22 protein-coding genes are annotated in these 25,159 nt (G+C 56.2%); 10 read left to right on the forward strand and 12 right to left on the reverse strand.

Annotated elements, in window-relative coordinates; genetic code table 11:
- Positions 1-23: 23 nt before the first annotated feature.
- Genes lolC through cobB form a run of 5 tightly spaced genes read left to right on the forward strand, consistent with a single transcriptional unit; the run spans position 24 to position 4,989 of the window.
- Complete coding sequence (gene lolC / locus IMQ33_RS03615) at positions 24-1,226, forward strand: lipoprotein-releasing ABC transporter permease subunit LolC (protein WP_196062973.1); 1,203 nt, start codon at positions 24-26, stop codon at positions 1,224-1,226.
- Complete coding sequence (gene lolD / locus IMQ33_RS03620) at positions 1,219-1,923, forward strand: lipoprotein-releasing ABC transporter ATP-binding protein LolD (RefSeq protein ID WP_024485237.1); 705 nt, start codon at positions 1,219-1,221, stop codon at positions 1,921-1,923. Before lolC ends, lolD begins: the two co-directional genes overlap by 8 nt.
- Positions 1,923-3,170 carry a lipoprotein-releasing ABC transporter permease subunit LolE gene (lolE, locus tag IMQ33_RS03625; RefSeq protein WP_024531139.1) on the forward strand — a complete coding sequence of 416 codons (1,248 nt, stop codon included), beginning with the start codon at positions 1,923-1,925 and terminating at the stop codon, positions 3,168-3,170. Before lolD ends, lolE begins: the two co-directional genes overlap by 1 nt.
- 52 nt (positions 3,171-3,222) lie before the next feature.
- On the forward strand, positions 3,223-4,140 hold the full coding sequence (gene nagK / locus IMQ33_RS03630; RefSeq protein WP_196062972.1) for an N-acetylglucosamine kinase: 918 nt from the start codon (positions 3,223-3,225) through the stop codon (positions 4,138-4,140).
- A gap of 9 nt (positions 4,141-4,149) precedes the next feature.
- Positions 4,150-4,989, forward strand: coding sequence for a Sir2 family NAD+-dependent deacetylase (gene cobB, locus IMQ33_RS03635; RefSeq protein WP_065685927.1), 840 nt, complete (start codon positions 4,150-4,152; stop codon positions 4,987-4,989).
- A 184-nt stretch (positions 4,990-5,173) separates the two neighbouring features.
- Here cobB and potD read toward each other — a convergent pair whose 3' ends face one another.
- The 4 genes from potD to potA all read right to left on the reverse strand — a co-directional run bounded on the left by potD (position 5,174) and on the right by potA (position 9,062).
- A complete protein-coding gene (gene potD / locus IMQ33_RS03640) occupies positions 5,174-6,220 on the reverse strand; it encodes a spermidine/putrescine ABC transporter substrate-binding protein PotD (protein WP_065685928.1) in 1,047 nt (348 codons plus the stop codon).
- Positions 6,221-6,338: 118 nt separating this feature from the next.
- The gene (gene potC / locus IMQ33_RS03645; RefSeq protein ID WP_021804693.1) at positions 6,339-7,115 is read right to left on the reverse strand and encodes a spermidine/putrescine ABC transporter permease PotC; all 777 of its coding nucleotides are present in this window, start codon (positions 7,113-7,115) and stop codon (positions 6,339-6,341) included.
- Entirely contained in the window at positions 7,112-7,972 is an 861-nt protein-coding gene (gene potB, locus IMQ33_RS03650; protein WP_024485242.1) for a spermidine/putrescine ABC transporter permease PotB, read from the reverse strand. The genes potC and potB overlap by 4 nt, the downstream gene beginning before the upstream one ends.
- Positions 7,956-9,062 carry a spermidine/putrescine ABC transporter ATP-binding protein PotA gene (potA, locus tag IMQ33_RS03655; protein ID WP_065685929.1) on the reverse strand — a complete coding sequence of 369 codons (1,107 nt, stop codon included), beginning with the start codon at positions 9,060-9,062 and terminating at the stop codon, positions 7,956-7,958. The genes potB and potA overlap by 17 nt, the downstream gene beginning before the upstream one ends.
- Positions 9,063-9,395: 333 nt before the next feature.
- Between potA and pepT the strand changes: the two genes are divergently transcribed.
- A complete protein-coding gene (gene pepT / locus IMQ33_RS03660) occupies positions 9,396-10,628 on the forward strand; it encodes a peptidase T (RefSeq protein WP_065685930.1) in 1,233 nt (410 codons plus the stop codon).
- 286 nt (positions 10,629-10,914) lie between these two features.
- Here pepT and IMQ33_RS03665 read toward each other — a convergent pair whose 3' ends face one another.
- The 3 genes from IMQ33_RS03665 to phoP all read right to left on the reverse strand — a co-directional run bounded on the left by IMQ33_RS03665 (position 10,915) and on the right by phoP (position 14,251).
- Positions 10,915-12,036, reverse strand: coding sequence for a cupin domain-containing protein (locus IMQ33_RS03665; protein WP_065685931.1), 1,122 nt, complete (start codon positions 12,034-12,036; stop codon positions 10,915-10,917).
- Between the two features lie 80 nt (positions 12,037-12,116).
- Complete coding sequence (gene phoQ, locus IMQ33_RS03670; RefSeq protein WP_065685932.1) at positions 12,117-13,574, reverse strand: two-component system sensor histidine kinase PhoQ; 1,458 nt, start codon at positions 13,572-13,574, stop codon at positions 12,117-12,119.
- Between the two features lie 5 nt (positions 13,575-13,579).
- The gene (gene phoP / locus IMQ33_RS03675; protein ID WP_021804688.1) at positions 13,580-14,251 is read right to left on the reverse strand and encodes a two-component system response regulator PhoP; all 672 of its coding nucleotides are present in this window, start codon (positions 14,249-14,251) and stop codon (positions 13,580-13,582) included.
- 353 nt (positions 14,252-14,604) lie between these two features.
- On the opposite strand from phoP, the gene IMQ33_RS03680 reads away from it, so the two are divergent.
- From IMQ33_RS03680 to IMQ33_RS03690, 3 genes are read left to right on the forward strand one after another with little or no spacing between them, the layout of a single operon-like run.
- Entirely contained in the window at positions 14,605-15,855 is a 1,251-nt protein-coding gene (locus IMQ33_RS03680; protein WP_024531315.1) for a nucleoside permease, read from the forward strand.
- Positions 15,856-15,906: 51 nt separating this feature from the next.
- Positions 15,907-16,926, forward strand: a complete 1,020-nt coding sequence (locus tag IMQ33_RS03685) for an ADP-ribosylglycohydrolase family protein (protein ID WP_161711968.1) — start codon at positions 15,907-15,909, stop codon at positions 16,924-16,926.
- The gene (locus IMQ33_RS03690; RefSeq protein ID WP_196062971.1) at positions 16,923-17,897 is read left to right on the forward strand and encodes a PfkB family carbohydrate kinase; all 975 of its coding nucleotides are present in this window, start codon (positions 16,923-16,925) and stop codon (positions 17,895-17,897) included. Before IMQ33_RS03685 ends, IMQ33_RS03690 begins: the two co-directional genes overlap by 4 nt.
- On the opposite strand, the gene IMQ33_RS03695 is transcribed toward IMQ33_RS03690, so the two are convergent.
- The 4 genes from IMQ33_RS03695 to IMQ33_RS03710 form a co-directional block, all read right to left on the reverse strand.
- On the reverse strand, positions 17,884-18,648 hold the full coding sequence (locus IMQ33_RS03695; RefSeq protein ID WP_065685936.1) for a GntR family transcriptional regulator: 765 nt from the start codon (positions 18,646-18,648) through the stop codon (positions 17,884-17,886). The genes IMQ33_RS03690 and IMQ33_RS03695 overlap by 14 nt on opposite strands.
- Before the next feature lie 126 nt (positions 18,649-18,774).
- Positions 18,775-20,046: a cytochrome c gene (locus IMQ33_RS03700; RefSeq protein ID WP_196062970.1), complete on the reverse strand. Its 1,272-nt coding sequence runs from the start codon at positions 20,044-20,046 to the stop codon at positions 18,775-18,777.
- Positions 20,047-20,063: 17 nt separating this feature from the next.
- A complete protein-coding gene (locus tag IMQ33_RS03705; RefSeq protein ID WP_065685938.1) occupies positions 20,064-21,842 on the reverse strand; it encodes a GMC family oxidoreductase in 1,779 nt (592 codons plus the stop codon).
- Complete coding sequence (locus IMQ33_RS03710; RefSeq protein WP_161740952.1) at positions 21,843-22,562, reverse strand: gluconate 2-dehydrogenase subunit 3 family protein; 720 nt, start codon at positions 22,560-22,562, stop codon at positions 21,843-21,845.
- Positions 22,563-22,935: 373 nt separating this feature from the next.
- Here IMQ33_RS03710 and IMQ33_RS03715 point away from each other — a divergent pair, with 373 nt between their 5' ends.
- A complete protein-coding gene (locus tag IMQ33_RS03715) occupies positions 22,936-23,637 on the forward strand; it encodes a GNAT family N-acetyltransferase (protein WP_196062969.1) in 702 nt (233 codons plus the stop codon).
- 41 nt (positions 23,638-23,678) lie between these two features.
- On the opposite strand, the gene IMQ33_RS03720 is transcribed toward IMQ33_RS03715, so the two are convergent.
- Complete coding sequence (locus IMQ33_RS03720; RefSeq protein WP_024529944.1) at positions 23,679-25,094, reverse strand: amino acid permease; 1,416 nt, start codon at positions 25,092-25,094, stop codon at positions 23,679-23,681.
- Positions 25,095-25,159: the final 65 nt, after the last annotated feature.

Consider the following 25,159-nt stretch of genomic DNA (forward strand, 5'->3'; position numbering starts at 1 on the left):
GCTACGGCAACAAAACGGATTTCATGTATCAACCTGTCGCGTTATTTATTGGCCTGCGTTATATGCGCGGGCGAGCCTCAGACCGCTTTGGGCGGTTTGTTTCCTGGCTATCCACCATTGGCATTACGCTGGGGGTGATGGCGCTGGTGACGGTGCTTTCAGTGATGAATGGCTTCGAGAAAGATCTCGAAAACAACATCCTGGGGCTTATGCCGCAGGCACTGATCACCAGTAAACAGGGCTCCATCAACCCTGAACAGCTGCCAGCCTCTGCCGTGCAAAACCTGCATGGTGTCACCCGAGTCACCCCGTTGACTACCGGCGATGTGGTGCTGCAAAGTGCTCGCAGCGTGGCCGTTGGCGTCATGTTGGGGGTTGACCCGCAGCAGCCCGATCCGCTGACGCCTTATCTGGTCAACGTTAAACAGCAACAGCTGCAACCGGGCGAGTACAACCTGATTATCGGTGAGCAGCTTGCCGGGCAGTTGGGCGTCAAGCGTGGCGATCAACTGCGTCTGATGGTGCCGAGCGCCAGCCAGTTTACCCCGATGGGCCGCATCCCGAGCCAACGTCTGTTCACCGTGATTGGTACCTTCCACGCCAATAGTGAAGTGGACGGCTATCAACTGCTGGCGAACCAGCAAGATGCTTCACGTCTGATGCGTTACCCGACGGGTAATATCACCGGCTGGCGTTTGTTCCTGCAACAACCGTTGAGCGTTGACACCCTTAGCCAGCAAACGCTGCCGGAAGGCACCCAGTGGAAAGATTGGCGCGAACGCAAGGGCGAGTTGTTCCAGGCGGTGCGCATGGAGAAAAACATGATGGGGCTGCTGCTTAGCCTGATCGTGGCAGTGGCGGCATTCAATATTATTACCTCGCTGGGCCTGTTGGTGATGGAGAAGCAAGGCGAAGTGGCCATTCTGCAAACCCTGGGCCTGACGCGGCGGCAGATCATGTCGGTCTTTATGGTGCAGGGGGCCAGCGCCGGGATTATCGGCTCGCTACTGGGAACGCTGTTAGGCGTTCTGCTTGCCACCAATCTGAACAACCTGATGCCGATCCTTGGCGCGTTGATCGACGGGGCTTCTCTACCGGTGGCGGTTGACCCTATCCAGGTGACGATCATTGCCGTAGTGGCGATGGCGGTCTCGCTGTTATCCACGCTTTACCCTTCATGGCGCGCTGCCGCCGTACAACCCGCTGAGGCTTTACGTTATGAGTAACCATCCTTTATTGCAGTGTGAGCGCCTGTGTAAAACCTATCAGGAAGGCAACCTGCATACCGACGTGCTGCGCAATGTCAGTTTTGCCATGCAACCGGGCGAGATGATGGCGATCGTCGGCAGCTCGGGGTCTGGTAAAAGTACTTTGCTGCACCTGCTGGGGGGGCTGGATTCGCCCACCTCGGGTGAGGTGATCTACAAAGGGCAGTCGTTGAACAAGCTTTCTTCTACTGCCAAAGCTGAACTGCGCAACCGCCAGCTCGGCTTTATCTATCAGTTCCATCATCTGCTGCCAGATTTCACCGCGCTGGAGAACGCCGCGATGCCGCTGCTGATCGGCGGCATGAAACCGGCGCTGGCGAAGGAAAAGGCGCTGGAGATGCTGGCGGCCGTGGGCTTGGAAAAACGTAGCAAACATCGCCCGTCCGAGCTCTCCGGCGGCGAACGTCAGCGCGTGGCGATTGCCCGGGCGTTGGTGAATAACCCTTCGCTGGTATTGGCGGATGAGCCTACCGGCAACCTGGATAAACGCACCGCAGACAGCATCTTCGATTTGCTGGGCGAATTGAACGTACGTCAGGGCACCGCATTTTTGGTGGTCACCCACGATCTACAACTTGCTAAACGCCTGAGCCGCCAGTTGGAAATGGCAGACGGCCATCTACAGGCGCAACTGACCCTGATGGGGGCCGAGTAATGAGCGCTTCGCCACTTTCATTGCTGATGGCGCTGCGTTTTAGCCGTGGCCGGCGGCGCGGCGGCATGGTTTCGTTAATCTCGGTGATCTCCACCATCGGCATCGCGCTGGGCGTTGCGGTGCTGATCGTGGGGCTGAGCGCGATGAACGGCTTCGAACGTGAACTGCAGAACCGTATTCTGGCGGTGGTGCCGCACGGCGAGATCGAACCGGTCAAGCAGCCGTTTACCGGCTGGCCGGAGATCCTGCAACGGGTCGAAAAGGTACCGGGCATTTTGGCTGCGGCACCCTATATCAACTTTACCGGGCTGATGGAAAATGGTGCTCAGCTACGCGCCGTGCAGGTTAAAGGGGTCGATCCTGCGCAGGAAAAACAGCTCAGCGCGCTGCCGAGTTATGTGCAGGGCGATGCCTGGGCTAACTTCAAAAGCGGTGAGCAGCAGGTGATCCTGGGCAAAGGGGTGGCTGACGCTCTGGGCGTGAAGCAGGGCTCTTACGTCACGGTGATGATCCCCAATAGCGATCCTGAGATGAAACTGTTGCAGCCGAAGCGTATTCGCCTGCATGTCACCGGTATCCTGCAACTTAGCGGCCAGCTCGATCACAGTCTGGCCATGGTGCCGTTGGCGGATGCACAGCAATATCTGGATATGGGTGACAGTGTCACCGGCATCGCCATCAAGGTCAACGACGTCTTCGCCGCTAACAAGCTGGTGCGTGACGCCGGGGAAGTTGCCGATGCTACCGTCTATATCAAGAGCTGGATTGGCACCTACGGTTTTATGTATCGCGACATTCAGATGATCCGCGCCATCATGTATCTGGCGATGGTGCTGGTGATTGGCGTAGCCTGTTTCAATATCGTTTCCACCTTGGTGATGGCCGTGAAGGACAAGAGCGGCGACATTGCCGTGCTGCGTACGCTGGGGGCCAAAGACGGCTTTATCCGCGCCATCTTTGTCTGGTATGGCCTGTTGGCCGGGCTGGTAGGTAGCCTTAGTGGGGTAGTGGTTGGAGTGATTGCCTCGCTACAGCTGACTAATATCATGAAAGGTATCGAAAAGCTGATGGGCCACTCTTTCCTGTCTGGTGACATCTACTTTATCGATTTCCTGCCGTCCGAGCTGCACTGGCTTGACGTGGCGATCGTACTGGGTACGGCAATCGTGCTTAGCCTGCTGGCCAGTTGGTATCCGGCCAGACGTGCCAGCCGCATCGATCCGGCCCGCGTATTGAGCGGGCAGTAATAAAAACCTGGGGCCAGTAGCGGGCCCCATTTTTTTACCCTGAGGGCGAGTTATGTACTACGGTTTCGACATGGGCGGCACCAAGATTGAACTTGGGGTGTTCGACGCCAATCTGCAACGTATCTGGCAAAAGCGGGTGCCGACGCCGCGTGACGACTACCGGCAACTGCTGGCGATATTACGCGATCTCACTCATGAGGCCGATGCCGTCTGTGGTACGCAAGGGTTGGTGGGCATAGGTATTCCCGGGTTGCCAAATGAAGATGGCACCTTGTTTACCGCCAACGTCCCGGCCGCGATGGGGCAGCCGCTGCCTCGCGATCTGAGCGCGCTGATTGGCCGTGAGGTCAAGGTCGATAACGACGCCAACTGCTTCACGCTCTCGGAAGCTTGGGACGAAGAGTTTCGCCATTACCCGACGGTGCTGGGTATCATCCTGGGTACCGGAGTTGGTGGTGGTTTGATCGTTAATGGTAAAGTGGTCTCTGGGCGTAACTTTATCACCGGAGAGTTTGGCCATTTCCGCTTGCCTGTGGATGCGCTGGAGGTGCTCGGGCGTGATATTCCTCGCGTTCCCTGTGGCTGCGGCCATGACGGTTGCATCGAGAATTACATCTCGGGCCGCGGATTTGAGTGGATGTACGCGCATTTTTATCAACAACAGTTGCCAGCGCAGCAAATCATTGCGCATTATCAGGCCGGTGAGCCACAGGCCGTGGCGCACGTAGAACGTTTTCTGGATGTCCTGGCCATTTGCCTGGGCAACCTGCTGACCATCATCGACCCCCACCTGGTGGTGATTGGCGGCGGCTTATCGAATTTTGCCGCAATTTATCAGGCGTTGCCCCAGCGTTTGCCCACCCATTTGTTACGGGTAGCCAAACTGCCACGCATCGAGAAGGCGCGCTATGGCGATGCCGGTGGTGTTCGTGGGGCAGCGTTCCTCAATTTGGTGGAAAGTCATAAATAAGGAGAGTTCATGCACACTCGCCATCGGTTGTGTCAGTTTCGCAAGAGTAAGCATGTGCGGCATCAGCGTTTTCGCTCGCGGATATTCCAACGCGATACCATGGCGGCGGCAGAGCTGAAAAAGCCGTTTGTTGTGGTGCTGACGGGGGCTGGGATCTCTGCCGAGTCTGGCATCCGTACTTTCCGCGCTGCCGATGGGCTGTGGGAAGAGCACAAGGTGGAAGATGTCGCCACCCTGGACGGTTTTCAGCGCGATCCTGCCTTGGTGCAGGAGTTTTATAATGCGCGCCGCCGGCAGCTACAGCAGTCAGATATCGGCCCTAATGCGGCTCATCGTGCGCTGGCCGATTTGGAAGAGTGGTTGGGGGAGGAGAACTTCCTGCTGGTCACGCAAAATATCGACAACCTGCACGAGCGGGCCGGTAGCAAACAGGTGCTGCATATGCACGGCGAGCTGCTGAAAGTGCGCTGCACCAGTTCTGGGCAGGTGGTGGAATGGTTGGGAGACCTGAGCGTGGAAGAACGTTGCCACTGCTGCCAGTTCCCTGCGCCTCTGCGGCCCCACGTGGTGTGGTTTGGTGAAATGCCGTTGGGCATGGATGAGATTTACGCCGCGTTGGCCAAGGCCGATTTCTTTATCGCGATTGGCACCTCTGGCAATGTTTACCCGGCGGCAGGTTTTGTTCACGAGGCACGGTTGGGCGGGGCTTATACCATGGAGCTTAACCTGGAGCCAAGCCTGGTGGAAAGCCAGTTCGAAGAGAAGCATTACGGCCCGGCCAGCGAAGTGGTGCCACGCTTTGTGCACAAGTTCCTGATGGGCAAGGTCGAGCGGGCGGATAAACCGTAGCAGGAAGTTGGGGGGAGATTGGTGCTTGCCCCTCACTTGAACCCTCTCCCGCCGGGAGAGGGTTCAAGTCCGCTATCAGTTATAGAAACTTACCTGGACATGGGGGATACAGATTGAACGCGAGATCTGACCATGCCACTTTAGCAGCTCCCTCTCCCTGTGGGAGAGGGAGCTGCTGAGGGGATCAGCGTCCGGCTTTTAGCTGCTGGAAGTAGGTCTCATACAGCGTACTGGTATCGCCCACATCGTTTTGCCATTCACCGTTCTCAATCACCGCATTATCTGGATACAGCGATTTGTCGTTGGCGATCTCTTTAGGCAACAGCTTTCTCGCGGCCAGATTGGGGGTAGGGTAACCGATGGTTTCCGCAACCTGCACCGCGATCTCCGGGCGTAGCAGGAAATCGATCAGCTTCAACGCTCCCTCGACGTTCTTGGCGTTAGCCGGAATAGCCAGGCTATCCATCCAGAAAATACCGCCTTCTTTCGGCCAGACGATCTCCAGTGGAGTACCAGCCTGGCGTGCGACATAGGCCGAACCGTTCCACACCATGCCTAGATCGACTTCACCTTCCATATACGGATTGCCGGGGTTATCAGAGTTAAACGCCAGCACGTTTGGCATCAGCGTCTTGAGCTCGTTATAGGCAGCCTCGATCTGTTTAGGATCGGTGGTATTGCCCGAATAACCCAGCTTACGTAGCGCGACCTGGAACACTTCACGCGCATCATCGGTGAGCAGCACGCGGCCTTTGTATTCCGGTTTCCACAGATCGGCCCAGGCGGTTACGGTGCTGGCATCAATGGCATCCGTATTGACGCCAATGGCGGTTGCCCCCCAGATATAGGGAATGGAGTAATCGTTGTTGGGATCGAACGGCTTGTGTAACAGGTTGGGATCGAGATCGTTAAAGTGGCTGAGTTTGCTTTTGTCGATCTTTTGCAGCATCCCTTCCTTGCTCATCTTGGCGATGAAATAGGTGGAAGGGACTACCAGATCGTACGCGCCGTCCCGGTAGGTTTTCAGCTTGGCGTACATGCTTTCGTTGGATTCATAGGTGGAGTAAATCACCTTGATACCGGTTTCTTTGGTGAACTGTTCCAGCAGCCCTGGCGGGACATACTCGGTCCAGTTGTAGAAATAGAGCGTTTTGCCGTCGTCCGCGGCGTTTGCCGAGCCAAGGCTCAATGCCATCATCCCGGCTGCGAGCAGATGTGACCACTTTTTCATGGTGCGGATCCTTTAGCAGTGCGTGTTTTTACAGTATAGCGTGATGCGCGATACCCCAGAGAGTGGCCATTATAGGTGGCGTACCCAGTGGGGTAAAGGCGCTTATCCCGTTGGCAAATCAGTGTTTTTGCCGATCGCGCAACAGCAGTTGGCTGGTCAGTACCAGCGCTAGCGATAACACCAGCAGAATGGTCGCCAGGGCGTTAACTTCAGGAGATACGCCGACTTTCACCATCGAATAGATCTTCAACGGCAAAATCTCGTAGCTTGGCCCGGTCACGAACGAAGAGACCACGACATCATCCATCGACAGCGTGAAGCTTAGCAGCCAACTGGCGGCGACGGCGGGCATCGCCAGCGGCAGGATGATTTTACGCAGGATCACCATTTCGCTGGCTCCCAGATCGCGTGCGGCCTCCAGCATCTTGACGTCAAAGCCCTTCAGGCGCGCATAGACGGTGACCACCACAAAGGGCAGGCAGAAGGTGATATGCGAAAATAGCAGCGACCAGAAGCCCAACGAGACCCCCAGCAGCATAAACAGCACCAGCAGCGAGATGGCCATGACGATATCCGGCGACATCATCACCACAAACAGCATGCCACCGACGAAGGGTTTCCCGCGAAAACGATAGCGATACAATGCCACCGCCGCCAAAGAGCCGATCATGGTCGCAAAGCTGGCGGAAAGCACCGCCATGGTCAGCGAGTGCCCAGCGGCCTGCAACAGGCTGTCGTTGTTCATCAACATGCTGTACCAGTGGGTGGTAAAACCCCGCCAGTTGATGCCAAAGCGCGAGGTGTTGAACGAGTTAACGATCAGGATCACGATGGGAATATAGAGATAGGCGTAAATCAGGCTCATAAAGCCACCGCGCAACAGGCGTCCGATCATTCCAGTTCCCCCTTTTTGTTCAGCAGCTTGGCGGCCCGGTAATAGATCCACAGCATCAGCCCCATCACCAGCGTCAGGCAAATGCTGGTGGCGGCACCAAACGGCCAGTCACGGATATTCAGGAACTGGCTCTTGATGACGTTACCGATCAGCAGGTTTTTGGCTCCGCCCATCAAGTCGGCCACGTAGAACAGCCCCATAGCGGGCAGCAGCACCAACAGGCAACCGGCGATAATGCCTGGCATAGTCAGCGGAATGATGATGCGGATAAAGGTTTGCAGCTTGCTGGCCCCGAGATCGCGGGCCGCTTCCAGGCAGGATTTATCCAGCTTTTCCAGGCTGGAGTAGAGCGGCATGACCATAAATGGTAGCAAAATGTAAACCAGCCCCAACACCACGGCGCCAGAGGTATACATAATGCGTAACGGCGTGTCGATGATCCCAGCCCACATCAGGAACTCGTTCAGATAGCCGCGGGTGCTGAGAAACAGTTTCAGGCCATAGATACGGATCAGCGAGTTGGTCCAGAAGGGCACAATCAGCAGGAACAGCAGCAGCGGGCGTACTCTTTGCGGCAGGCGAGCCAGAATAAAGGCAAAGGGATAACCCAGCAGCAGGCAGCACAAGGTGGCGATCGCCGCCATGTTCAGCGAGTGGAGCATCACTTGGCCATAAAGGGGATCAAACAGCCGGGTGTAATTATCCAGAGTGAACACCATCTGCACCAGATTGGCATCGTCACGGGTGAGGAAACTGGTGCCGATGATCATCAGGTTCGGTAGAAAAACAAACAGCACCAGCCAGCCGACGGTGCCGCTGATCACCAGGTTTTGCAGCAAATTACGCGATTTCTTCATCGGCCAGCACTACCTCCCAGCTTGCAACCCAGGTTATCGCCATCTTCTGGTTTAACGAGTGGTCAAAGTCAGGATCGTCTTCATTGAAGAACTCGCTGACCATCACCATCTTACCGTTTTCCAGTTCAACCACCGATTCTAGCGTCATGCCTTTATAGTTGCGTTCGCGCACGTAGCCGATCAGGCCATCTATCTGCTCGCTGTCGTTCACCTCTTCGACGCGCAGATCTTCCGGGCGCAGCAGAACTTTCAGGGATTGCCCAGGCTCGACCGGGAGATCGGCATAGATATCACACTCACGGCCTTCTACACGAGCGCGCACCCGCTGCGGATCGATACGATGTAGCACTACCGCATCAAAGATATTGATCTCACCGATAAAGCTGGCGACAAACAGGTTCTTGGGCTCTTCGTAGATTTCCCGTGGGGTACCGTCCTGTTCTATTCGCCCGTCGCGCATCACCACAATCCGATCGGACATGGTCAGCGCCTCTTCCTGATCGTGTGTGACGAACACAAAGGTGATGCCCAATTGGCGCTGTAGCGCCTTCAACTCGTTCTGCATCTGCTTGCGCAGCTTGTAGTCCAGTGCCGAAAGCGACTCGTCGAGCAGCAACAGTTTAGGTTTATTCACCACGGCCCGGGCAATCGCGACCCGTTGCTGTTGCCCACCAGACAGTTGATGCGGGCGGCGCTGAGCGAACTCGTCCAATTGCACCATGCGCAGAGCTTCCTCCACGCGCGGTGTTAGCTCCGCCTCTGGGGTTTTCTGCATGCGCAGGCCAAAGGCGACATTTTCAAACACGGTCATATGGGGGAACAGGGCATAGCTTTGAAACACGGTATTAACGTGCCGATGCTCGGCCGGGATGGCGGTGATGTCTTGCCCGTCGAGCACGATCTGCCCGTGGTCGGCATTTTCCAACCCGGCAATCAGCCGCAGCACGGTGGTTTTCCCGCAGCCGGAAGGGCCAAGCAGGGTCAGGAATTCACCATCGTTAATCTCAAGGTTGAGATCGCGAATGATCTCTTTGCCGTCAAAGCTTTTACTCAGGGCGTTCAGTGTAACCAAAGAGGATTGTTCAGTCATTTTAGTGTCTCTATCCCGTACGGTGGTGCAGATAGAACCGCCGCTGGAAAAGACTGCGCGAGCTTACGGGAGTGACCCGTCAGGTACTGAAGCTCAAAGCCAGCGGCGCCGATCAAAAATTTAAGAGGGCGCATGATAGACGCTGAATCCGGTAATTGAAAGCCAAACAGCCCATAAATCATGCCAGTTGGCCGATTTTTGCGTCGGTAGTTACCCTATTAAACCATCACTTGCTTTAATGATTTGTGTTAAATCTGATTATTAATGACCTGTCTCAATATTTGATCCGGATCGGTTCCGCATAATGAAACGCGAAATTCTGAGGGCGGAACCATGGATAAACTACTAGATCGCTTTTTTAACTACGTCTCATTTGACACACAGGCTAAAGCGAACGTCAAACATGTGCCTAGTACCGAAGGGCAACTGAAGCTGGCGCGTGCGTTGCAACAGGAAATGATTGGGCTGGGGTTTGAACGGGTATCGCTAAGCGAACATGGCTGCGTGATGGGCACGCTGCCTGGCAATGTGAGCTGGCCAGTGCCGGCCATTGGCTTTATTTCTCACCTTGATACCTCACCCGATTTTTCGGGTAAGCATGTGACACCGCAGGTAGTGGAAAACTATCGCGGCGGTGACATTGCCTTAGGTATCGGTGATGAAGTGTTATCGCCGGTGATGTTCCCGATTTTGCATCAGATGCTGGGGCAAACGCTGATCACCACCGACGGCAAAACGCTGTTGGGGGCTGACGATAAAGCCGGGATTGCCGAGATCTTGACCGCAATGGTGCGGCTAAAGCAGCAAAAAATACCTCATGGCGATATCCGCGTGGCGTTCACGCCGGATGAAGAAGTGGGCAAGGGAGCGCATTTCTTTGACGTTGCCGCGTTTGATGCCGCGTGGGCTTACACCGTTGATGGTGGTGGAGTTGGTGAGCTGGAGTGTGAAAACTTCAATGCGGCAGCGGTGACGGTGAAAATCGTCGGTAATAACGTACATCCCGGCAGTGCCAAAGGGGTGATGGTGAACGCATTGTCGTTGGCAACCCGTTTCCAACAGGAGTTACCCGCCGAGGAAACACCGGAGCATACCGAGGGGTATCAGGGCTTTTACCATCTCAACAGCATCAAGGGGAACGTAGAACGTGCCGAGATGCACTACATCCTGCGGGATTTTGAGCGTGAAGGCTTTGAGGCTCGCAAGCGCAAGATGATTGAAGTCGCGCAAAAGGTTGGCCGTGGTTTACCACGGGATTGCTACATTGAGGTGGCTATCGAGGATAATTACTACAACATGAGGGAGCAGGTGGCCGAGCATCCTCATGTGATTGAGTTGGCACAGCAGGCGATGCGGGACTGCGATATTGAGCCGGTGATGAAGCCGATCCGCGGTGGTACCGATGGTGCACAGCTGTCCTTCAAGGGGCTGCCTTGTCCAAACCTGTTTACCGGCGGCTATAACTTCCATGGCAAGCATGAGTTTATTACGCTGGAAGGGATGGAGCAGGCGGTGGCGGTGATTATGCGCATTGCCACTCTGAGCGCCGAGCGCGCTAAGCGGTAGTTTTTTGCATTAACAAAGGCCCCTCACCCTAACCCTCTCCCAAAGGGCGAGGGGACCGAATGTGCTACCACTGGGCTTTGGCACTAAGCCTAGACCTAAACGGCGTTACAGATTAATTACTGTACCAGACTACAGCGCCATACCAGCCCCTTCTCCCAAAGGGCGAGGCGACCGAATGTGGCACTAAGCCTAGACCTCAACGGCGTTACAGAGTAATTACTGTACCTGACTATAACGCCATACCAGCCCCCTCTCCCTGTGGGAGAGGGTTGGGGTGAGGGGCGTCCTAGTCGTTAAAATACCAGTAACCGCTGTTAATCAATGCCGTCAGCAGGGCCAGGAACGACGGATCGTCCACCGCGTCGCCCAGCAAGGTGGCATCAACGCTGGCGTGCTGGCACAGCGCATCGGCGGCTTGCAGATGTTCGGTGTCGATTAGCTCACCGTTGACAAAGCATTGGTCGCCAACGCGCAGCACGCGTAACCCACCCAAACGTTGTAATGGCTCACCCTGTTGCAGCAACTCATAGATTTCACCGGCCTGATAAGGCGGCTCTGGCGGCGCGATGTCCAGCTCGTGGCGCGATTGCGAAATAAACTCGCCAAACCAGTTCTGGAAGTGCTCCGGCTGCTGCACCAGCTCCAGGATCATCCCACGCAGTGCATCAACTTCATGGGGGAGAACCATCGCCGGGTGATCGCGCAGCGCGATATCCGGATCGGTGTAACGCTTGCTGCCCAACTCGCGCGCTAGCACGTAGTCGGCATAGCCACTCACCATCTCGCGGCCATTCGGCGCGCGGAAGCCGACGGAATAGTTGAGCGAGTTTTCCAGTGAGTAGCCTTCATGCGGGAATCCCGGTGGGATATACAGAATATCACCAGGCTCCATCTCTTCATCAATGATGGCGTCAAACGGCTCTACCTGTAATAGGTCAGGGTGCGGGCAGTGCTGCTTCATCGGTACTTTTTCGCCCACGCGCCAACGGCGGCGGCCAGTACCCTGGATGATGAACACGTCGTATTGATCGAGATGTGGGCCAACGCCGCCGCCCGGTACCGAAAACGAAATCATCAGATCGTCCATGCGCCAGTCCGGCAGCTTACGGAACGGTTGCATCAGGGCACTGGAAGGCTGATGCCAGTGATCAACGGCCTGCACCAGCAATGACCAGTTGTTCTCGCCCAGATGGTCGAAGCTTTCGAACGGGCCGTGGCCAACCTGCCAGCGACCTTCCTGATGGCTCACCAGGCGGCTGTCCACCTCGTTCTCCATGGCCAACCCGGCCAGCTCATCCGGGGAAATCGGATCGATAAAGTTGTTAAAACCACGCTTGATAATTACCGGGCGCTTTTGCCAATAGCGTTGCAAAAAGTCGTTCCAGTCGAGATCTAATTGGTAATCCATGTTCTATTCCAGGATAGAGTGAGCCTGCAGGGATTATAACGGAAGTTAGGCCCCGTGGATCGGGGCCTGAGCGATAGAATTTAATCGTGATGGTGGGAGTCGTGCTGGCGGGAGAAGGTGACCTCCATCCGTGCTCCACCCAGCGGGCTGTCGCTGATGGTAATTTGCCCGTCATATTGCTCGATGATCTCGGCGGCGACCGACAGGCCAATCCCCTGTCCGGGGCGCAGAGTATCGACGCGTTGGCCGCGTTGGAAGATCAGCTCACGCTTGCTTTCCGGGATGCCGGGGCCGTCGTCATCAATGACGATCGTCAGGTATTTGTCCGAGTGCAGCGAGGTGATCTCCACAAACTCCAGGCAATATTTACAGGCGTTCTCCAGCACGTTGCCCATCACCTCCATAAAGTCGTTTTTCTCGCCCATAAAGGTGACTTCTGGTGAGATATCGAGGGTGATGACTACCCCTTTACGCTGATAGACCTTGTTCAGTGCCACGCTGAGGCTGTCGAGCAGGGCAGAAACCGAATGGATTTCGCGGGTCAGCACGGTTTGACCAGAGTTGATGCTGGCCCGGTGCAGGTAATAACCAATCTGCTGCGAGATACGGCTAATCTGCTCGAGCATGATCGGCTCGACTTCTTCGATAGTGGTCTGCTTGCTGGAACGCAGCGAGCGCAGGGTGGTCTGCAATACTGCCAGCGGGGTTTTCAGGCTGTGGGTGAGGTCGGACAGCGTAGTGCGGTATTTGGTGTAGCGCTGACGCTCGTTGCGCACCAGGATATTCAGGTTCCGTACCAAGCCACGTAGTTCACTGGGGGGATTTTCATCCAGCTGCTCGCGCTCGCCGTTTTCCAATTCACCGACCTGGGTTATCAGCGCCTTGATCGGCCGCAAACTCCAATACGCAGCTAGCCATAGCAGAGGCACGACCAGTAGCAGGTTGGCCAGCAGTACGTAGCTAAACCATTCCCACACCACATCCGAGCGTTGCAGCTCCTGCGGAATGCTGTCGACTACCACAATACTCAAGGCGGGCAGGCGTGGGGTGGCGGCATAGGTATTGACGGCCACCGAGTGGGTTAACGCCTCATGGTCGGTATCGTCATAGTCTTTCAGCTGATCCTGGGCCTTGGGGTTGTCGCCCAGCACTTCGCTACTGACGCGGGTGTCAGTATCTATCTCATAGAAACCGGACTCTTGCAGCCACTCTTTCTGGATCCGTTTTTCCAGTTCCGGCACCGAGCGCTGGCTCCACAACAGGTTGCCTTTTTCGTCGTAGATAAACACCAGCGTTGGGGAGTTGAGATCGAGATCGGGCGGGATGGCAATGGTCAACTTCTGGTCTTTCCACTGCGCCAGGCTGAAGAACAGGTTGCTCTCACCGCGCAGCAGGCGGAAGGCGGTTTTATCAAAGCTGACGATATAGCCGACGACCGCAACCAGCCCGTAGGACAGCGACAGCGCCAGGATCACCCCGGCGGTGGCCATCAGAAAGCGGGCGCGCAGTGAGAAGGGCTTTTTATCTCTGTTGAACATTATGCTCACTTGGCATCGAAACGGTAGCCCTGACCACGTACGGTGGTGATCACTTCCTGTGGGTATTCGGCCTGTAGCTTTTTACGCAGGCGGCCCATTAATACGTCGATGGTGTGGCTTTCGCGCAGTTCGGCATCGGGGTAGAGTTGCAACATCAATGAATCTTTGCTGACCACTTTACCCGCGTTACGGATCAACGTTTCGATAATGGTGTACTCAAAGGCCGTCAGTTTGATTTGCTGTTCGTTGACGCTCAGCTCACGGCGTGAGAGGTCGATCTGGAATGGCGGCAGTACGATCACCTGTGAAGCCAGGCCGCTATTGCGGCGCATCAAGGCCTGCATGCGGGCAATCACTTCTTCCAGGTGGAAGGGCTTGGTGACGTAATCATCGGCACCGGCTTCCAGCACCGCCACCTTATCCTGCCAGCTTTCACGGGCGGTCAGCACCAGGATCGGCAACTTCATCTGGTTGGCACGCCAACGGCGGATCAGGCTCAGGCCATCTTCACCCGGCAACCCTAGATCGACAATGGCGATATCAGGCGCATGTTCCTGCAGAAAATAGTCAGCTTCTTTGGCATCTTCTGCGGCATCAACCTGATGCCCCATTTCGCGCATTTGCACACTAAGATGGTGGCGCAATAGGCCATTGTCTTCAACAACCAGTACTCGCATGGTACAGACTCCTGTTGTTTAGGCGGGTGCAACACCAGGCACCCACACTGAAAAGGTTACACGCTGTTGGCCACGTTGTGGTAACGCGCATTAGCTGACCATTCCCTGATCGCTTGATTCTGTCATCCATTGATTATCGGCAATGGCTGATAAACGCAGGATAAACAGCGCAGTGCCAAAGGTAAACAAAACTTAAACAAAGCCTGACTGCCGGAAGTGTGAGCGGGATCGCTGCAAAGGACTAAAGGTATCATTAATGTATTATATAGGTATCGTAATGATACTAATACCAGGAACCCTACACCGCTTTCCCGAGCCGATGCCGGGAAGGTAGCCAGCAAGGATACATAATAATGAAACGTCCTCATCTGAAGCTGTCTGTCATGATGTTTATCGAGTGGTTTATCTGGGGAGCGTGGTTTGTTCCCCTATGGCAATACCTCAACAAACTGGGCTTTACGCCGGGCGAAATTGCCTGGTCGTACAGCAGTACGGCGATTGCGGCAATCCTCTCGCCGGTGCTGGTTGGCGTCATTGCCGATCGCTACTTCGCCGCGCAAAAAGTCTTGGGCTGGTTGCATCTGGCAGGCGGGGTGCTGATGTTTATCATCGCCTGGCAAACCACCTTTGCCACCTTCTTCCCGCTGCTGGTGATTTATGCCATCACCTATATGCCGACCGTGGCGCTGACCAACAGCATCGCCTTTGCCAACATTACCGATACCGAGAAAGAGTTCCCGCGCATCCGCGTACTGGGCACCTTGGGGTGGATTGCCTCCGGTCTGGTGGTGGGCTTTATGCTGCCGCCGCTGCTGGGTTTAGGCAATATTTCCGATAGCAACCTGCCGTTAATCATTACCGGTGTAGCCTCGATCGCGCTCGGTTTATACAGCTTTGTGCTGCCCAATACGCCAGCCAAAGGCACTGGCCCGGTGGATATCAAGGCGTTGCTGGGCCTGAACGCGCTTGGCCTGCTGAAGGATCGCTCATTTGCCACCTTCGCCCTGTGCTCGTTCCTGTTCTGTATGCCGTTGGCGTTTTACTACCAGTTTGCCAATGGCTATCTGACGCAGGTTGGGCTGCCGAATGCCACAGGCTGGATGACGCTGGGGCAGGTCTCGGAAATCTTCGCCATGCTGGCGCTACCGTTGCTGCTCAAGCGATACGGCATCAAGAAGGTGCTGCTGCTGGGCTTTGTGACCGCAGCGATCCGCTATGTATTCTTTATCTACGGCGGCACTGCCGACGTCTGGGCCTACAGCATGCTGTTCCTGGGTATTTTGCTGCACGGCGTCAGCTACGATTTCTATTTCGTGACCGGCTATATCTACGTCGACAAAAAAGCGCCGCCGCATATGCGTACCGCTGCTCAGGGCCTAATCACCCTGATTTGCCAGGGGTTAGGTAGCTTTATTGGTAACTGGCTCGGGGGCCGGGCGATGACCACTTTCGCCCTTGAACAACCGCGAGACGGCATGACGTTTGACTGGTTTGCCGTGTGGGGCGTGGGTGCGGTGATGGTGGTGGGCGTCATGCTGCTGTTCCTGCTGTTCTTCCGTGAACGCAGCGACAACATCACCCCGATTGACGTGGCACGGTCTTAATTCGTTGCGCCGGGCGTGTTGCCTGGCAAGGTAAAAATTCAGGAGAAACAGATGAAGCAGTTAACCCAGGAACAACGTGTGGTGGGCGCACTTTATGGCCAAATGCTGGGCGATGCGCTCGGCATGCCTTCCGAGCTGTGGCCGCGTGAGCGGGTTAAGCGCCACTTTGGCTGGATCGACCGCTTCCTCGACGGCCCGGCGGAAAACAGTGCCGCCTGCTATTTCACGGCAGCGCAGTATACCGATGATACCTCGATGGCTCTGGCACTCGCCGACGCCTTGATCGAGGCCGACGGTGAAGTGGTGCCGGAGCTGATTGCCCGCAACGTGATCCGCTGGGTCGATAGTTTTGATGCCTTCAACAAAAACATCCTGGGTCCGAGTTCCAAACTGGCGCTGGGGGAGCAGAAGAAGGGCACGCCGATTAGCAATTTGGAAAATAACGGTGTGACCAACGGCGCGGCGATGCGGGTTTCCCCGTTGGGTTGTGTGCTGCCTTCTGCGCCGTTGGAGCAGTTTTGCCAGCAGGTCTGGCTGGCCTCCAGCCCGACGCATAAATCCGATATCGCGGTTGCCGGTGCGGTGGTGATTGCCTGGGCGGTTGCCAAGGCGGTCGAAGGGGCCAGTTGGGCAGAGATCCGCCTGGCGTTGCCGGGGGTGGCAGATTACGCTCAGCGCCGCCAGAGCACCACCTTCAGCGCGTCTTTAGCGGCGCGTATCGAACTGGCCTTCCAGGTAGTCGAACAGGCTGGCGGTACCGAGCAGGCCTCCGAACGTGTCTACCAACTGGTTGGCGCAGGGGTCAGCACCATAGAGTCCGTACCGGCCGCGTTGGCGATGGTTGAACTGGCGAAAACCGATCCTACCCGTTGTGCGATCCTGTGCGCCAACCTGGGCGGTGATACGGACACCATCGGCGCGATGGCCACGGCGATCTGCGGTGCCCTGAACGGTATCGACGCGTTCGACGCGGCCATGTTGGCAGAATTAAAGCGGGTGAATCCGCTGGATATCAACCACTACGCGCAGGCTTTTCTCCGTTTCCGCCAGCGCTGGCAGGAGGCTGAATGAGTAACGAAAGACGCGAGTTATTGCAGACGCTGACTCAGGGTGGCTGGCATCAGCAGTGCCCGATGACGGTGATTGGCGCAGCGGTGATGGATATGGTGGTGAGTGCCGATGCCTTGCCGGTGCGCGGTGGCGACGTGTCGGCTCAGATGCAGGGGTTGCATTTAGGGGGCTGCGCGCTGAATATCGCCGTGGCTCTGCGCCAGTTGGGCATTACCAGCCGCAATCTGCTGCCGGTGGGTGAAGGCGTGTGGGCAGAGCGTTTGCGTAGCGAGATGGCGCAGCGCGGCGTGAGTTCCGATCTGCAAGTGGGTGGTGAGGATAACGGCTGGTGTCTGGCGCTGGTCGAACCGGACGGTGAGCGCACCTTTATCTCTATCGATGGCATAGAGAACCAGTGGCAGCCAGAGTGGTTGGCAGACGTGACGCCACAAAGCGGGCTGGTTTACCTTTCCGGTTATCAACTGGGTGCCAGGCAGGGCCACGTGCTGGTGGATTGGCTGTTACGCCTGCCCGAACAGGTTCGAGTGGTGCTGGATATTGGCCCGCGCATCGACGTGATGGCGGAGAGCCTGCTGCAACGCCTAATCCGCCCTGGTGTGATCCTGACGCTAAACCAGCGTGAAGCCCAGCACCTTGGCATGCAGGAAGATATTGCCGGTTTTTGCCAGCAATTATGGTTAACCACCGGGCAACTGGTGATTGTGCGCTGTGGCGGGGAAGGCGGATATTACTTTGCCGGGCCAGAGGATCATGGTTGGATCGCCGCTAGCCAGGTCAAAGTGGTAGACAGCATTGGTGCTGGCGATAGCCACAGCGCCGGTTTGCTCGCCGGATTGGCACTGGGCCTGACCGCCCGCCAAAGTATGACGCTAGCCAATAGCATCGCCGGTTACGTGGTATCGCAGGCCGGTGGAGATTGTGCGCCAACCCTGGCCCAGCTCCTGGCCAGCGAGGAACTCAATCCTCGCTGATAAACTCGTACATGTCGCTGCGGCAGAAGCTTTCGCTGTATTCGATGGGCTTTTTCCGGCTGTCGAACAGCGTTTGCTTGATGATCAGCAGCGGCATGGGTTCTTTCAGCTGTAGCGCTTGCAGAGTTTCACCGTCGCTCATGGCGGCGCTGACCTGGCTACGCAGCGATCCCAACTCCACGTTGTTCAAACGGAAGTAGTCATACAGAGAAACGCCAATATCATCAACGTTGGCTATCGCCTCCGCCACCACATAAGACACCGCCACCGACATGGGGCGCTGATCGATAAAGTGAATACGTTTGAGTTTGTACACCGGCGTATGCTCGGCCAGCGACAGCTTCTCGGCCAGTGTGCTATCCGCCGGGATTTGCTCACGGCTGATCCACATGGTGTCCGGCTTGCGCCCTTGTAGCATCACTTCACGTGAAAATCCTTTCACATCCGCCAGCGAATAGGCCAGTTTAGGTTGAGCCACGGTATTTTGAATGAAGGTGCCATAGCCCCGCGAACGGCCGATAATGCCGTCCTGCTCCAGGCAGGCCAGGGCTTTGCGTACCGTAATGCGCGAGATCCCCAGCCGTTCGGTGAAATGGCGCTCACTGGGCAGAAAATCCCCTTGGCTCAATATGCCAAGCTCAATGCCCTGTCGTATCGATTCGTTAAAGCGCAGGTAGAGCGGCATAGCGCCAGCGCTGGTCAGATCGTGTTGCAGTTTGTCCAGCAGGCGCTGGTTGGGATCCGTGCTCATAGATGACCGAAATCCTGTAGCCTCAATGCGATAGCTTATTTAAGGTGATTTCGTCGGGCGGTGCAACCGTGCAGGACGAGATTGGTGGAAATGGTTGGGCCTGGCAGACCAGGCCCGTTGTAGTGTTTACTGCTGGGAAGGTTTGGCGGCGCTGTTCTCCCGTATTTCTTTGACCTGATCGGCAGTGACCGGAGCGGCGTTATTCCCCCAACTGGTGCGCACAAAACTGGCAATCTGGGCCACCTGCTGGTCGCTCAGACGCCAGCCAAAGTCTGGCATGGTGAGTCCTGTAGGGGCGTCTATAGTCATCGGCGTACGTGAACCATTCAGAATGATGCTGATCACCGAAGCAGGGTCTTCCGCCAGCAACGCCGGATTATGGGCCAACTGTGGGAAGGTATTGCGATAGCCCTGACCATCGCTGCGGTGGCAGGCGGCGCAGTTGTCCAGATAAGCCTGACCGCCTGGGTTGCCTTGGCCGGTGCTGTAGAGTGCCAGCGGCTGGTTGGCCGTTGGCGTTATTTGCTCATCCCCCGCAGGCAGCGATTTCAGATAAGCGGCGATCGCCTGCAAATCCTCGTCGCTCAGGTGCTGAGTGCTGTCTTGTACCACGTCCACCATGGAGCCAAAGGCGGCAAATCTGTCGCTGTGGCCGGTTTTCAGGAAACGGGTCAGATCTTCCGCGTTCCAACTACCCAGCCCGCTGAGCGCATCACCACGCAGGCTGGCGGCGTGCCAACCTTCCAGCGTCCCACCGCTCAGATAGGCGTCATCAGTCTGGTTCAACGCCTTCTCCTGGAAGCCAATGCCGCGTGGCGTATGGCAACTGCCGCAGTGGCCCAATCCTTGTACCAGATAAGCCCCACGGTTCCATTGTGCGCTTTGGTTAGCGTCTGGCTGATAGGCGCCATCCTCGCGGAAAATGCCGTCCCACATCGCCAATGGCCAGCGCATATTCAGCGGCCACGGGATATCGCTAGCCTTGTTCTGCTGCACCACCGGAGTTACTTGTTGGGTGAAGTAGAGATACAGATCGCGTATATCCTCATCATTTATTTTGGCGAATGAGGGATAGGGCATGGCCGGGTAGAGCCGAGTGCCATCGCGCCTAATGCCTTTACGCAGGGCGTCGGCAAACGCTTGTAGATCGTAGGCACCGATCCCGGTGGTTTTGTCTGGAGTGATATTGGTGGAATAGATCGCACCAACCGGGGTGGTCATCTTCAGCCCACCGGCGAATGCCATGCCACCTGGCGCGGTATGGCAGGCGGCACAGTCACCAACGCGGGCCAGATATTCGCCATGAGCGATTTGCCCAACCTGGTGGGTATCCTCGGCGGCCTGAGCGCTGGCGCTTAATACCAACAAGGCCAGCAGCGAGGGGGTTAATCCTTTCATCGTCTTCTCCTTGCGTATCAGGCCTGAACCAACGGGCCGGGGTTGTTCAGATACTGATTACGGATCGCTTCCGCTGAATAATAGGCCAGCGCACCGACGATCCCGGTGGGGTTATAAGCCAGGTTCTGCGGGAAGGCGCAGGCACCGGTGACAAACACGTTGGGCACGTCCCAGCATTGCAGGTACTTGTTCACCACGCTGGTTTTTGGGTTGTCGCCAGTGATTGCCCCGCCGGTAGTGTGGGTGGATTGGTACGGGCGCACGTCATAGTGCGAACCGCTGCCCATCACCGAAATCGCCATCTGCTTCGGCTCCATGGCTTTGGCGATGTTCGCCATCTTGCTGGTAATGTGTTGGGTCATCTTGATCTCGTTAGCCTTCCAGTCGAAGGTCATGCGCAGCAGCGGTAGCCCATAGGCATCCCGATAGGTGGGATCGAGATCGAGATAGCAGTCGCGATAGGGCATCACCGAGCCTTCAGAGCCAATGCTCATCGAGTGCGGATAATTATCTTTGATGCCTTGTTTCCAGCCACTGCCCCAGGTGGGCGTTCCTGGCGGTAATGACATCTGTTGGATCGGGCGGCCACCGGTGCGGGTGGCGGAAATATAGGCACCACCGATAAAGCCCAACTCGCCGTGGTCGAAGTTTTCCGAGTTGAGGTCGTCGATCACCGTGCCTGCGGCTCCGGCTCCGATGAACGGGTTGAAGTGGGTGTCCTTATCGTAAAATAGCGAAATGCCGCTGTTCATCTGATAGGCGTAGTTCTTGCCAACGACCCCTTCGCCAGTGACGGGATCATAAGGTTTACCGATGCCGGAGAGCAGCAGCAGGCGCACGTTATGCAGCTGAAAGGCGCTGAGGATCACCAGGTCCGCCGGTTGTTCAATCTGCTGGCCCTGGGCGTCGACATAGGTGACACCGGTGGCCTTTTTGCCGCTGCTGTCCAGATTGACCTTGATAACCTGCGACTGGGTGCGCAATTCGAAGTTTTTCCGCTTCATCAGCACCGGCAGAATGGTGGTTTGCGGTGAGGCCTTGGAGTACATAAAGCAGCCGAAGCGCTCACAGTAACCGCAGTAGTTACAGGGACCGAGTTGCACACCGTAGGGATTGGTATAAGGCTCTGAGCAGTTGGCTGCTGGAATGCTGAACGGGTGATAGCCGAGCGACTCGGCCGCCTTGCCAAACAGCGAACCAGAATAGAGCTGCTTGAGGGGGGCAGTGGGATATTCGCTAGTGCGTGGCCCTTCGAACGGGTTGCCGCCTTTGACGATGTTGCCTTGCAGGTTACCGGCTTTGCCTGCGGTGCCACAGACCTTCTCGAACTTATCGAAGTAAGGCTCCAGCTCGGTGTAACTGAGAGGGTAATCCTGCAACAACATGCCTTCTGGCACCCATTTGTCGCCATACTTTTCCGTCACTGTGGTACGCATTTTCAGATCGGCGGGCAGGGCGCGCCAGTGCATGCCGTTCCAGTGGACGCCAGCACCGCCAACGCCGTTGCCGGGCAAAAAGGATCCAAGCTGACGATAAGGCACGGCGAAATCCGCTGGCGTGTGCCGCACGGTGACGGTTTCGTGCGCCATCTCCTGCTCGAGTTTCAGGCGGATGCCATAGGTCAATTCGTCCGCAATCCGTGGATAGGCAAAATCAGGGTAGGTATCGCGCTGCTCACCGCGCTCCAGTGCCAATACGCTCAGGCCGGTTTCGGTCAGTTCCATGCCCATAATGGCACCGGTCCAGCCAAATCCGACAATCACCACGTCTACCGGTGGCTTTTTTATCGTGCTCATTTATGCATTCCTTTTGCTGGAGATACTTACCGGGCCAAGGGGATAAGCCTGATTGGGATGATCGACCCAGTCGGTGTAATCTGCCCGCGCACCAGGGAAACCGATCAGCTTCCATGAGGCCATCGACTGGTTACCGCCGTGCTGTGGATCGGCCAGATAACCCTCTTTGGTGTTTTGCAGCAGTTGGCTGAAAAAGGCGTTGCCGGGCAGGGCTTCGGAGTCCAACTCACCTTTCTCCAACGCCGTCAGGATCTGATCTTGCTGGGCATGATCCAGATCCACAAAGGCTTTCTGGTACTGCTGCTGGCAGTGCGCATTGAGGCCGCGAATGCCAATGCGATAGGTATCACGCGGAGTCAGTTTGGACTGATAGCCTAATTCAGGGGCCGAAGGGACAAACGGCGGATGCATATACCACAGGCCGCCGTGACCATAAGGCGTTTCCATCTGCTTATCGATAAAGATCGGCACGCCTTCTTCGACGGCACCGGGGCCATTGCTATCGCTGGGGATCAGTCGATCGCAGGCCGCCAGCAGAAAGCGCCATTCTTCGTTATTGAAATAAGCGGGAACATAGTGAGAGGAGACACCCGCCGCCGAGGCTGGCAGGGGCGTCATCGTCAGAACGCCGGTACCTCCGGCTGCGGCCAGTGGGATTAACGCCAAAGTCTTTTTAAGAAAGCTCCGCCTGGGCGGTATAGAAGAGTGCTGTTGTGACATAGTTCCACCTTGAATATGTTTCACAGAAATGCCCGCGTGCGAATCAGGTACGCACCGCCGCTGTCTTGGGCAGTAACGGGCAGAGGGAGTTGCTGTTCCATGACCAATAATGATTAGCAAGCTACTGGTATGGTGATCTAAGTTTAAGTCTTGGTGGCTAAAACAAACAATAAAGCATCTGTTTCAAAACATTTTCTTCACATTGTTTTTGATTTAGATCATTTCATTAACAATTAGCCTTGACTATTACGCCTAACGAGCTTCGGCTGATTGGTCTAGTCGCTAGGGTTAATTGGTCTGTATGATGCGATCTGACATCGGTATATGCTGCGGTGGAGAACCTGCTTTTGCAGCAACCAGACGGAATACTTTTATGGCGATAAATCAATATGGTCAGCCGGTGGGTGAACCCTTGGCGCAATGGCATGCCTTGCCACGGCCGCAGGAGGTGACGCTGGCGGGCAAGTTTTGCCGCCTCGCGATGTTGGATGCCGAGCGGGACTTTGCCGCATTGTTTGCGGCTTACCAGCTAGCGCCAGATGGCCGTGACTGGACTTACCTGATGAGGGAGCGACCGGATAGCCCGCAGGAACTGCGTGCGCATCTGGAAAACCTGCAGGCCAACCCGGCGCTGGTGAATCTGGTGGTGTTCGATTTAGCCACCGATATGCCCGTTGGCACGGTGGCCTTTATGCGGATTGAAGAGGCTAGCGGCGTGTTGGAAATTGGCCACGTCTGCTGGTCACCGCTGATGAAGCAGCGCTCCTGCGCCACCGAGGCGATTTACCTGATGCTGCGCCATACCTTTGACGAGTTGGGCTACCGCCGCTGTGAATGGAAATGCGATAGCCTGAATGCGCCTTCCAGGCAGGCAGCGCAACGCTTTGGGTTCCAATACGAAGGGCGCTTTTTGCAGGCGTTGGTCACCAAGGGCCGCAACCGGGATACCGACTGGTTCGCCATGATCGACCAAAACTGGCCCCAGATGCGTAGTGCGTTCGAAGGTTGGCTGGCTGACGAGAATTTTGGTACCGGCGGCCAGCAGATACAGCGTTTGCAGGCGTTTATGCCTTGATATGTAGGGGGCGAACATGTGGATGTTCGCCCCTATGTAGCTTACTGCTCGCTCAGCGCCGCTTTATTTCTTACCTGCTTGGCCTCGAAGCGTGAAATCCACCACCAGGCCAGGGCCGAGAACACCGCGGTCATACAGACGTTGATAAAGAAGGCTTTCATCAGATCGACCCCCGGCGGGAATGCCGATGCCGTCATACTGACCACAAAGATGGTGATCAGCACCGAAACCACGCCCATTCCGAACTTGCGCGACCCCATGCGGAACTCGCGCGGCGTATCGTCATGCTTCCAGCGGAACACGAAGTAGGCCACCATGATAAAGATCGGCGGCAGCATCGCCGTACCCGCCGTCAGGTTGATCGCGGTGTTCATCATCTGTTGTACCGATTCGGAACCAAAGCCGTTAACCACCAACATCACGAACACGAAGGCAAATTGCCACCATGCAGCACGTACCGGAACGCCATGTTTGTTCAGCTCGGTGGTTTTCTGGCCGTAAACGCCTTTCGGGATCTCGGAGAAGTGGATCTTCACCGGCGCGGAGGTCCACATCATCATCGAACCAAAAATGGCGATAAACAGCACGATGCCCACCAGGCGGCCCACCAGCGTTTCGGAAATGCCGAAGTACTTGGCCATCCCGGTGAAGATTTCCACCATGCCGCCCGCGTAGGTCAGGTTTTCACGCGCGACAAACACGTTAACCAGCAGGGAACCGACGGCATACATCCCGCCGATCACGGCACCTGCAATGATAATCACCTTGATAAACGACTTCTGTCCCCCTTTGACGTCATTGAGATAGGCCGCCGCCGTTTCCGCACCGCCAGCCGCCTGGAAGATCCAGCACATGATACCCAACGTTGCCCAATTCACCGTCGGTGTCATCGCCTCCAGCGTAATAGGTTGCGCCGGGACGTGATCGCCGCTCAGCGCCATCAGTGCTCCCAGCACGTAAATCGCAAACAGGGCGAACACCCCATAGGCGACGACTTCGGCAATCTTGCCCAGCCAACTGGCACCCTTGGTGGAAATATGGGTGGTGGCGGCAAACAGTACGATTGAGATGATCGATACCATCACCGGGGAAAAGGCGTATTCGCGGCCCATAATGGCGTACGACGCATAGGCAATCACGTTGGGCAACAGTGATACAAACCAGAACAGGTTGACGAACCAATACAGGAACGACCCCATATAGGCTGCTCGGGTGCCCAGAGGCTGTTTTAACCAATCGTACATTCCCGACTCGGAGTTCTTATTGGCGGACACAAACTCCGCGATAATAAACACAAAGGGAATGAAGTAGACCAGGGTTGCAAACAAAAATACCGGGGCTGAACTCAAGCCCAGTTCAATGTTGTTGTTGACGATATTGCGTACGTTGAACACCGCCGCAAAGGTCATCGACAACAGGGCAAACTTGCCAATCGTGCCACGTAAAGAATCGGACATAGCGTCCTCCGATGAACGACATCAATGATGAACTCAATCTGGATGGAGCGGGAGTGATTTCCCGC

The sequence above is a fragment of the Serratia sp. Res13-Sevr-LER1-36-b genome, from assembly GCF_015673035.1.
GTDB lineage: Bacteria > Pseudomonadota > Gammaproteobacteria > Enterobacterales > Enterobacteriaceae > Chania > Chania fonticola_C.

Coding starts and splice junctions, on each gene's coding strand:
- potA (WP_065685929.1), bottom strand. CDS start 9,062: ATGACTGAACAATCCTCTTTGGTTACACTGAACGCCCTGAGTAAAAGC.
- IMQ33_RS03710 (WP_161740952.1), bottom strand. CDS start 22,562: ATGTCACAACAGCACTCTTCTATACCGCCCAGGCGGAGCTTTCTTAAA.
- IMQ33_RS03685 (WP_161711968.1), top strand. CDS start 15,907: ATGAAGCAGTTAACCCAGGAACAACGTGTGGTGGGCGCACTTTATGGC.
- IMQ33_RS03705 (WP_065685938.1), bottom strand. CDS start 21,842: ATGAGCACGATAAAAAAGCCACCGGTAGACGTGGTGATTGTCGGATTT.
- pepT (WP_065685930.1), top strand. CDS start 9,396: ATGGATAAACTACTAGATCGCTTTTTTAACTACGTCTCATTTGACACA.
- phoQ (WP_065685932.1), bottom strand. CDS start 13,574: ATGTTCAACAGAGATAAAAAGCCCTTCTCACTGCGCGCCCGCTTTCTG.
- potC (WP_021804693.1), bottom strand. CDS start 7,115: ATGATCGGACGCCTGTTGCGCGGTGGCTTTATGAGCCTGATTTACGCC.
- IMQ33_RS03665 (WP_065685931.1), bottom strand. CDS start 12,036: ATGGATTACCAATTAGATCTCGACTGGAACGACTTTTTGCAACGCTAT.
- IMQ33_RS03715 (WP_196062969.1), top strand. CDS start 22,936: ATGGCGATAAATCAATATGGTCAGCCGGTGGGTGAACCCTTGGCGCAA.
- IMQ33_RS03695 (WP_065685936.1), bottom strand. CDS start 18,648: ATGAGCACGGATCCCAACCAGCGCCTGCTGGACAAACTGCAACACGAT.
- nagK (WP_196062972.1), top strand. CDS start 3,223: ATGTACTACGGTTTCGACATGGGCGGCACCAAGATTGAACTTGGGGTG.
- cobB (WP_065685927.1), top strand. CDS start 4,150: ATGCACACTCGCCATCGGTTGTGTCAGTTTCGCAAGAGTAAGCATGTG.
- phoP (WP_021804688.1), bottom strand. CDS start 14,251: ATGCGAGTACTGGTTGTTGAAGACAATGGCCTATTGCGCCACCATCTT.
- lolD (WP_024485237.1), top strand. CDS start 1,219: ATGAGTAACCATCCTTTATTGCAGTGTGAGCGCCTGTGTAAAACCTAT.
- lolC (WP_196062973.1), top strand. CDS start 24: ATGTATCAACCTGTCGCGTTATTTATTGGCCTGCGTTATATGCGCGGG.
- IMQ33_RS03700 (WP_196062970.1), bottom strand. CDS start 20,046: ATGAAAGGATTAACCCCCTCGCTGCTGGCCTTGTTGGTATTAAGCGCC.
- IMQ33_RS03720 (WP_024529944.1), bottom strand. CDS start 25,094: ATGTCCGATTCTTTACGTGGCACGATTGGCAAGTTTGCCCTGTTGTCG.
- IMQ33_RS03680 (WP_024531315.1), top strand. CDS start 14,605: ATGAAACGTCCTCATCTGAAGCTGTCTGTCATGATGTTTATCGAGTGG.
- lolE (WP_024531139.1), top strand. CDS start 1,923: ATGAGCGCTTCGCCACTTTCATTGCTGATGGCGCTGCGTTTTAGCCGT.
- IMQ33_RS03690 (WP_196062971.1), top strand. CDS start 16,923: ATGAGTAACGAAAGACGCGAGTTATTGCAGACGCTGACTCAGGGTGGC.
- potD (WP_065685928.1), bottom strand. CDS start 6,220: ATGAAAAAGTGGTCACATCTGCTCGCAGCCGGGATGATGGCATTGAGC.
- potB (WP_024485242.1), bottom strand. CDS start 7,972: ATGAAGAAATCGCGTAATTTGCTGCAAAACCTGGTGATCAGCGGCACC.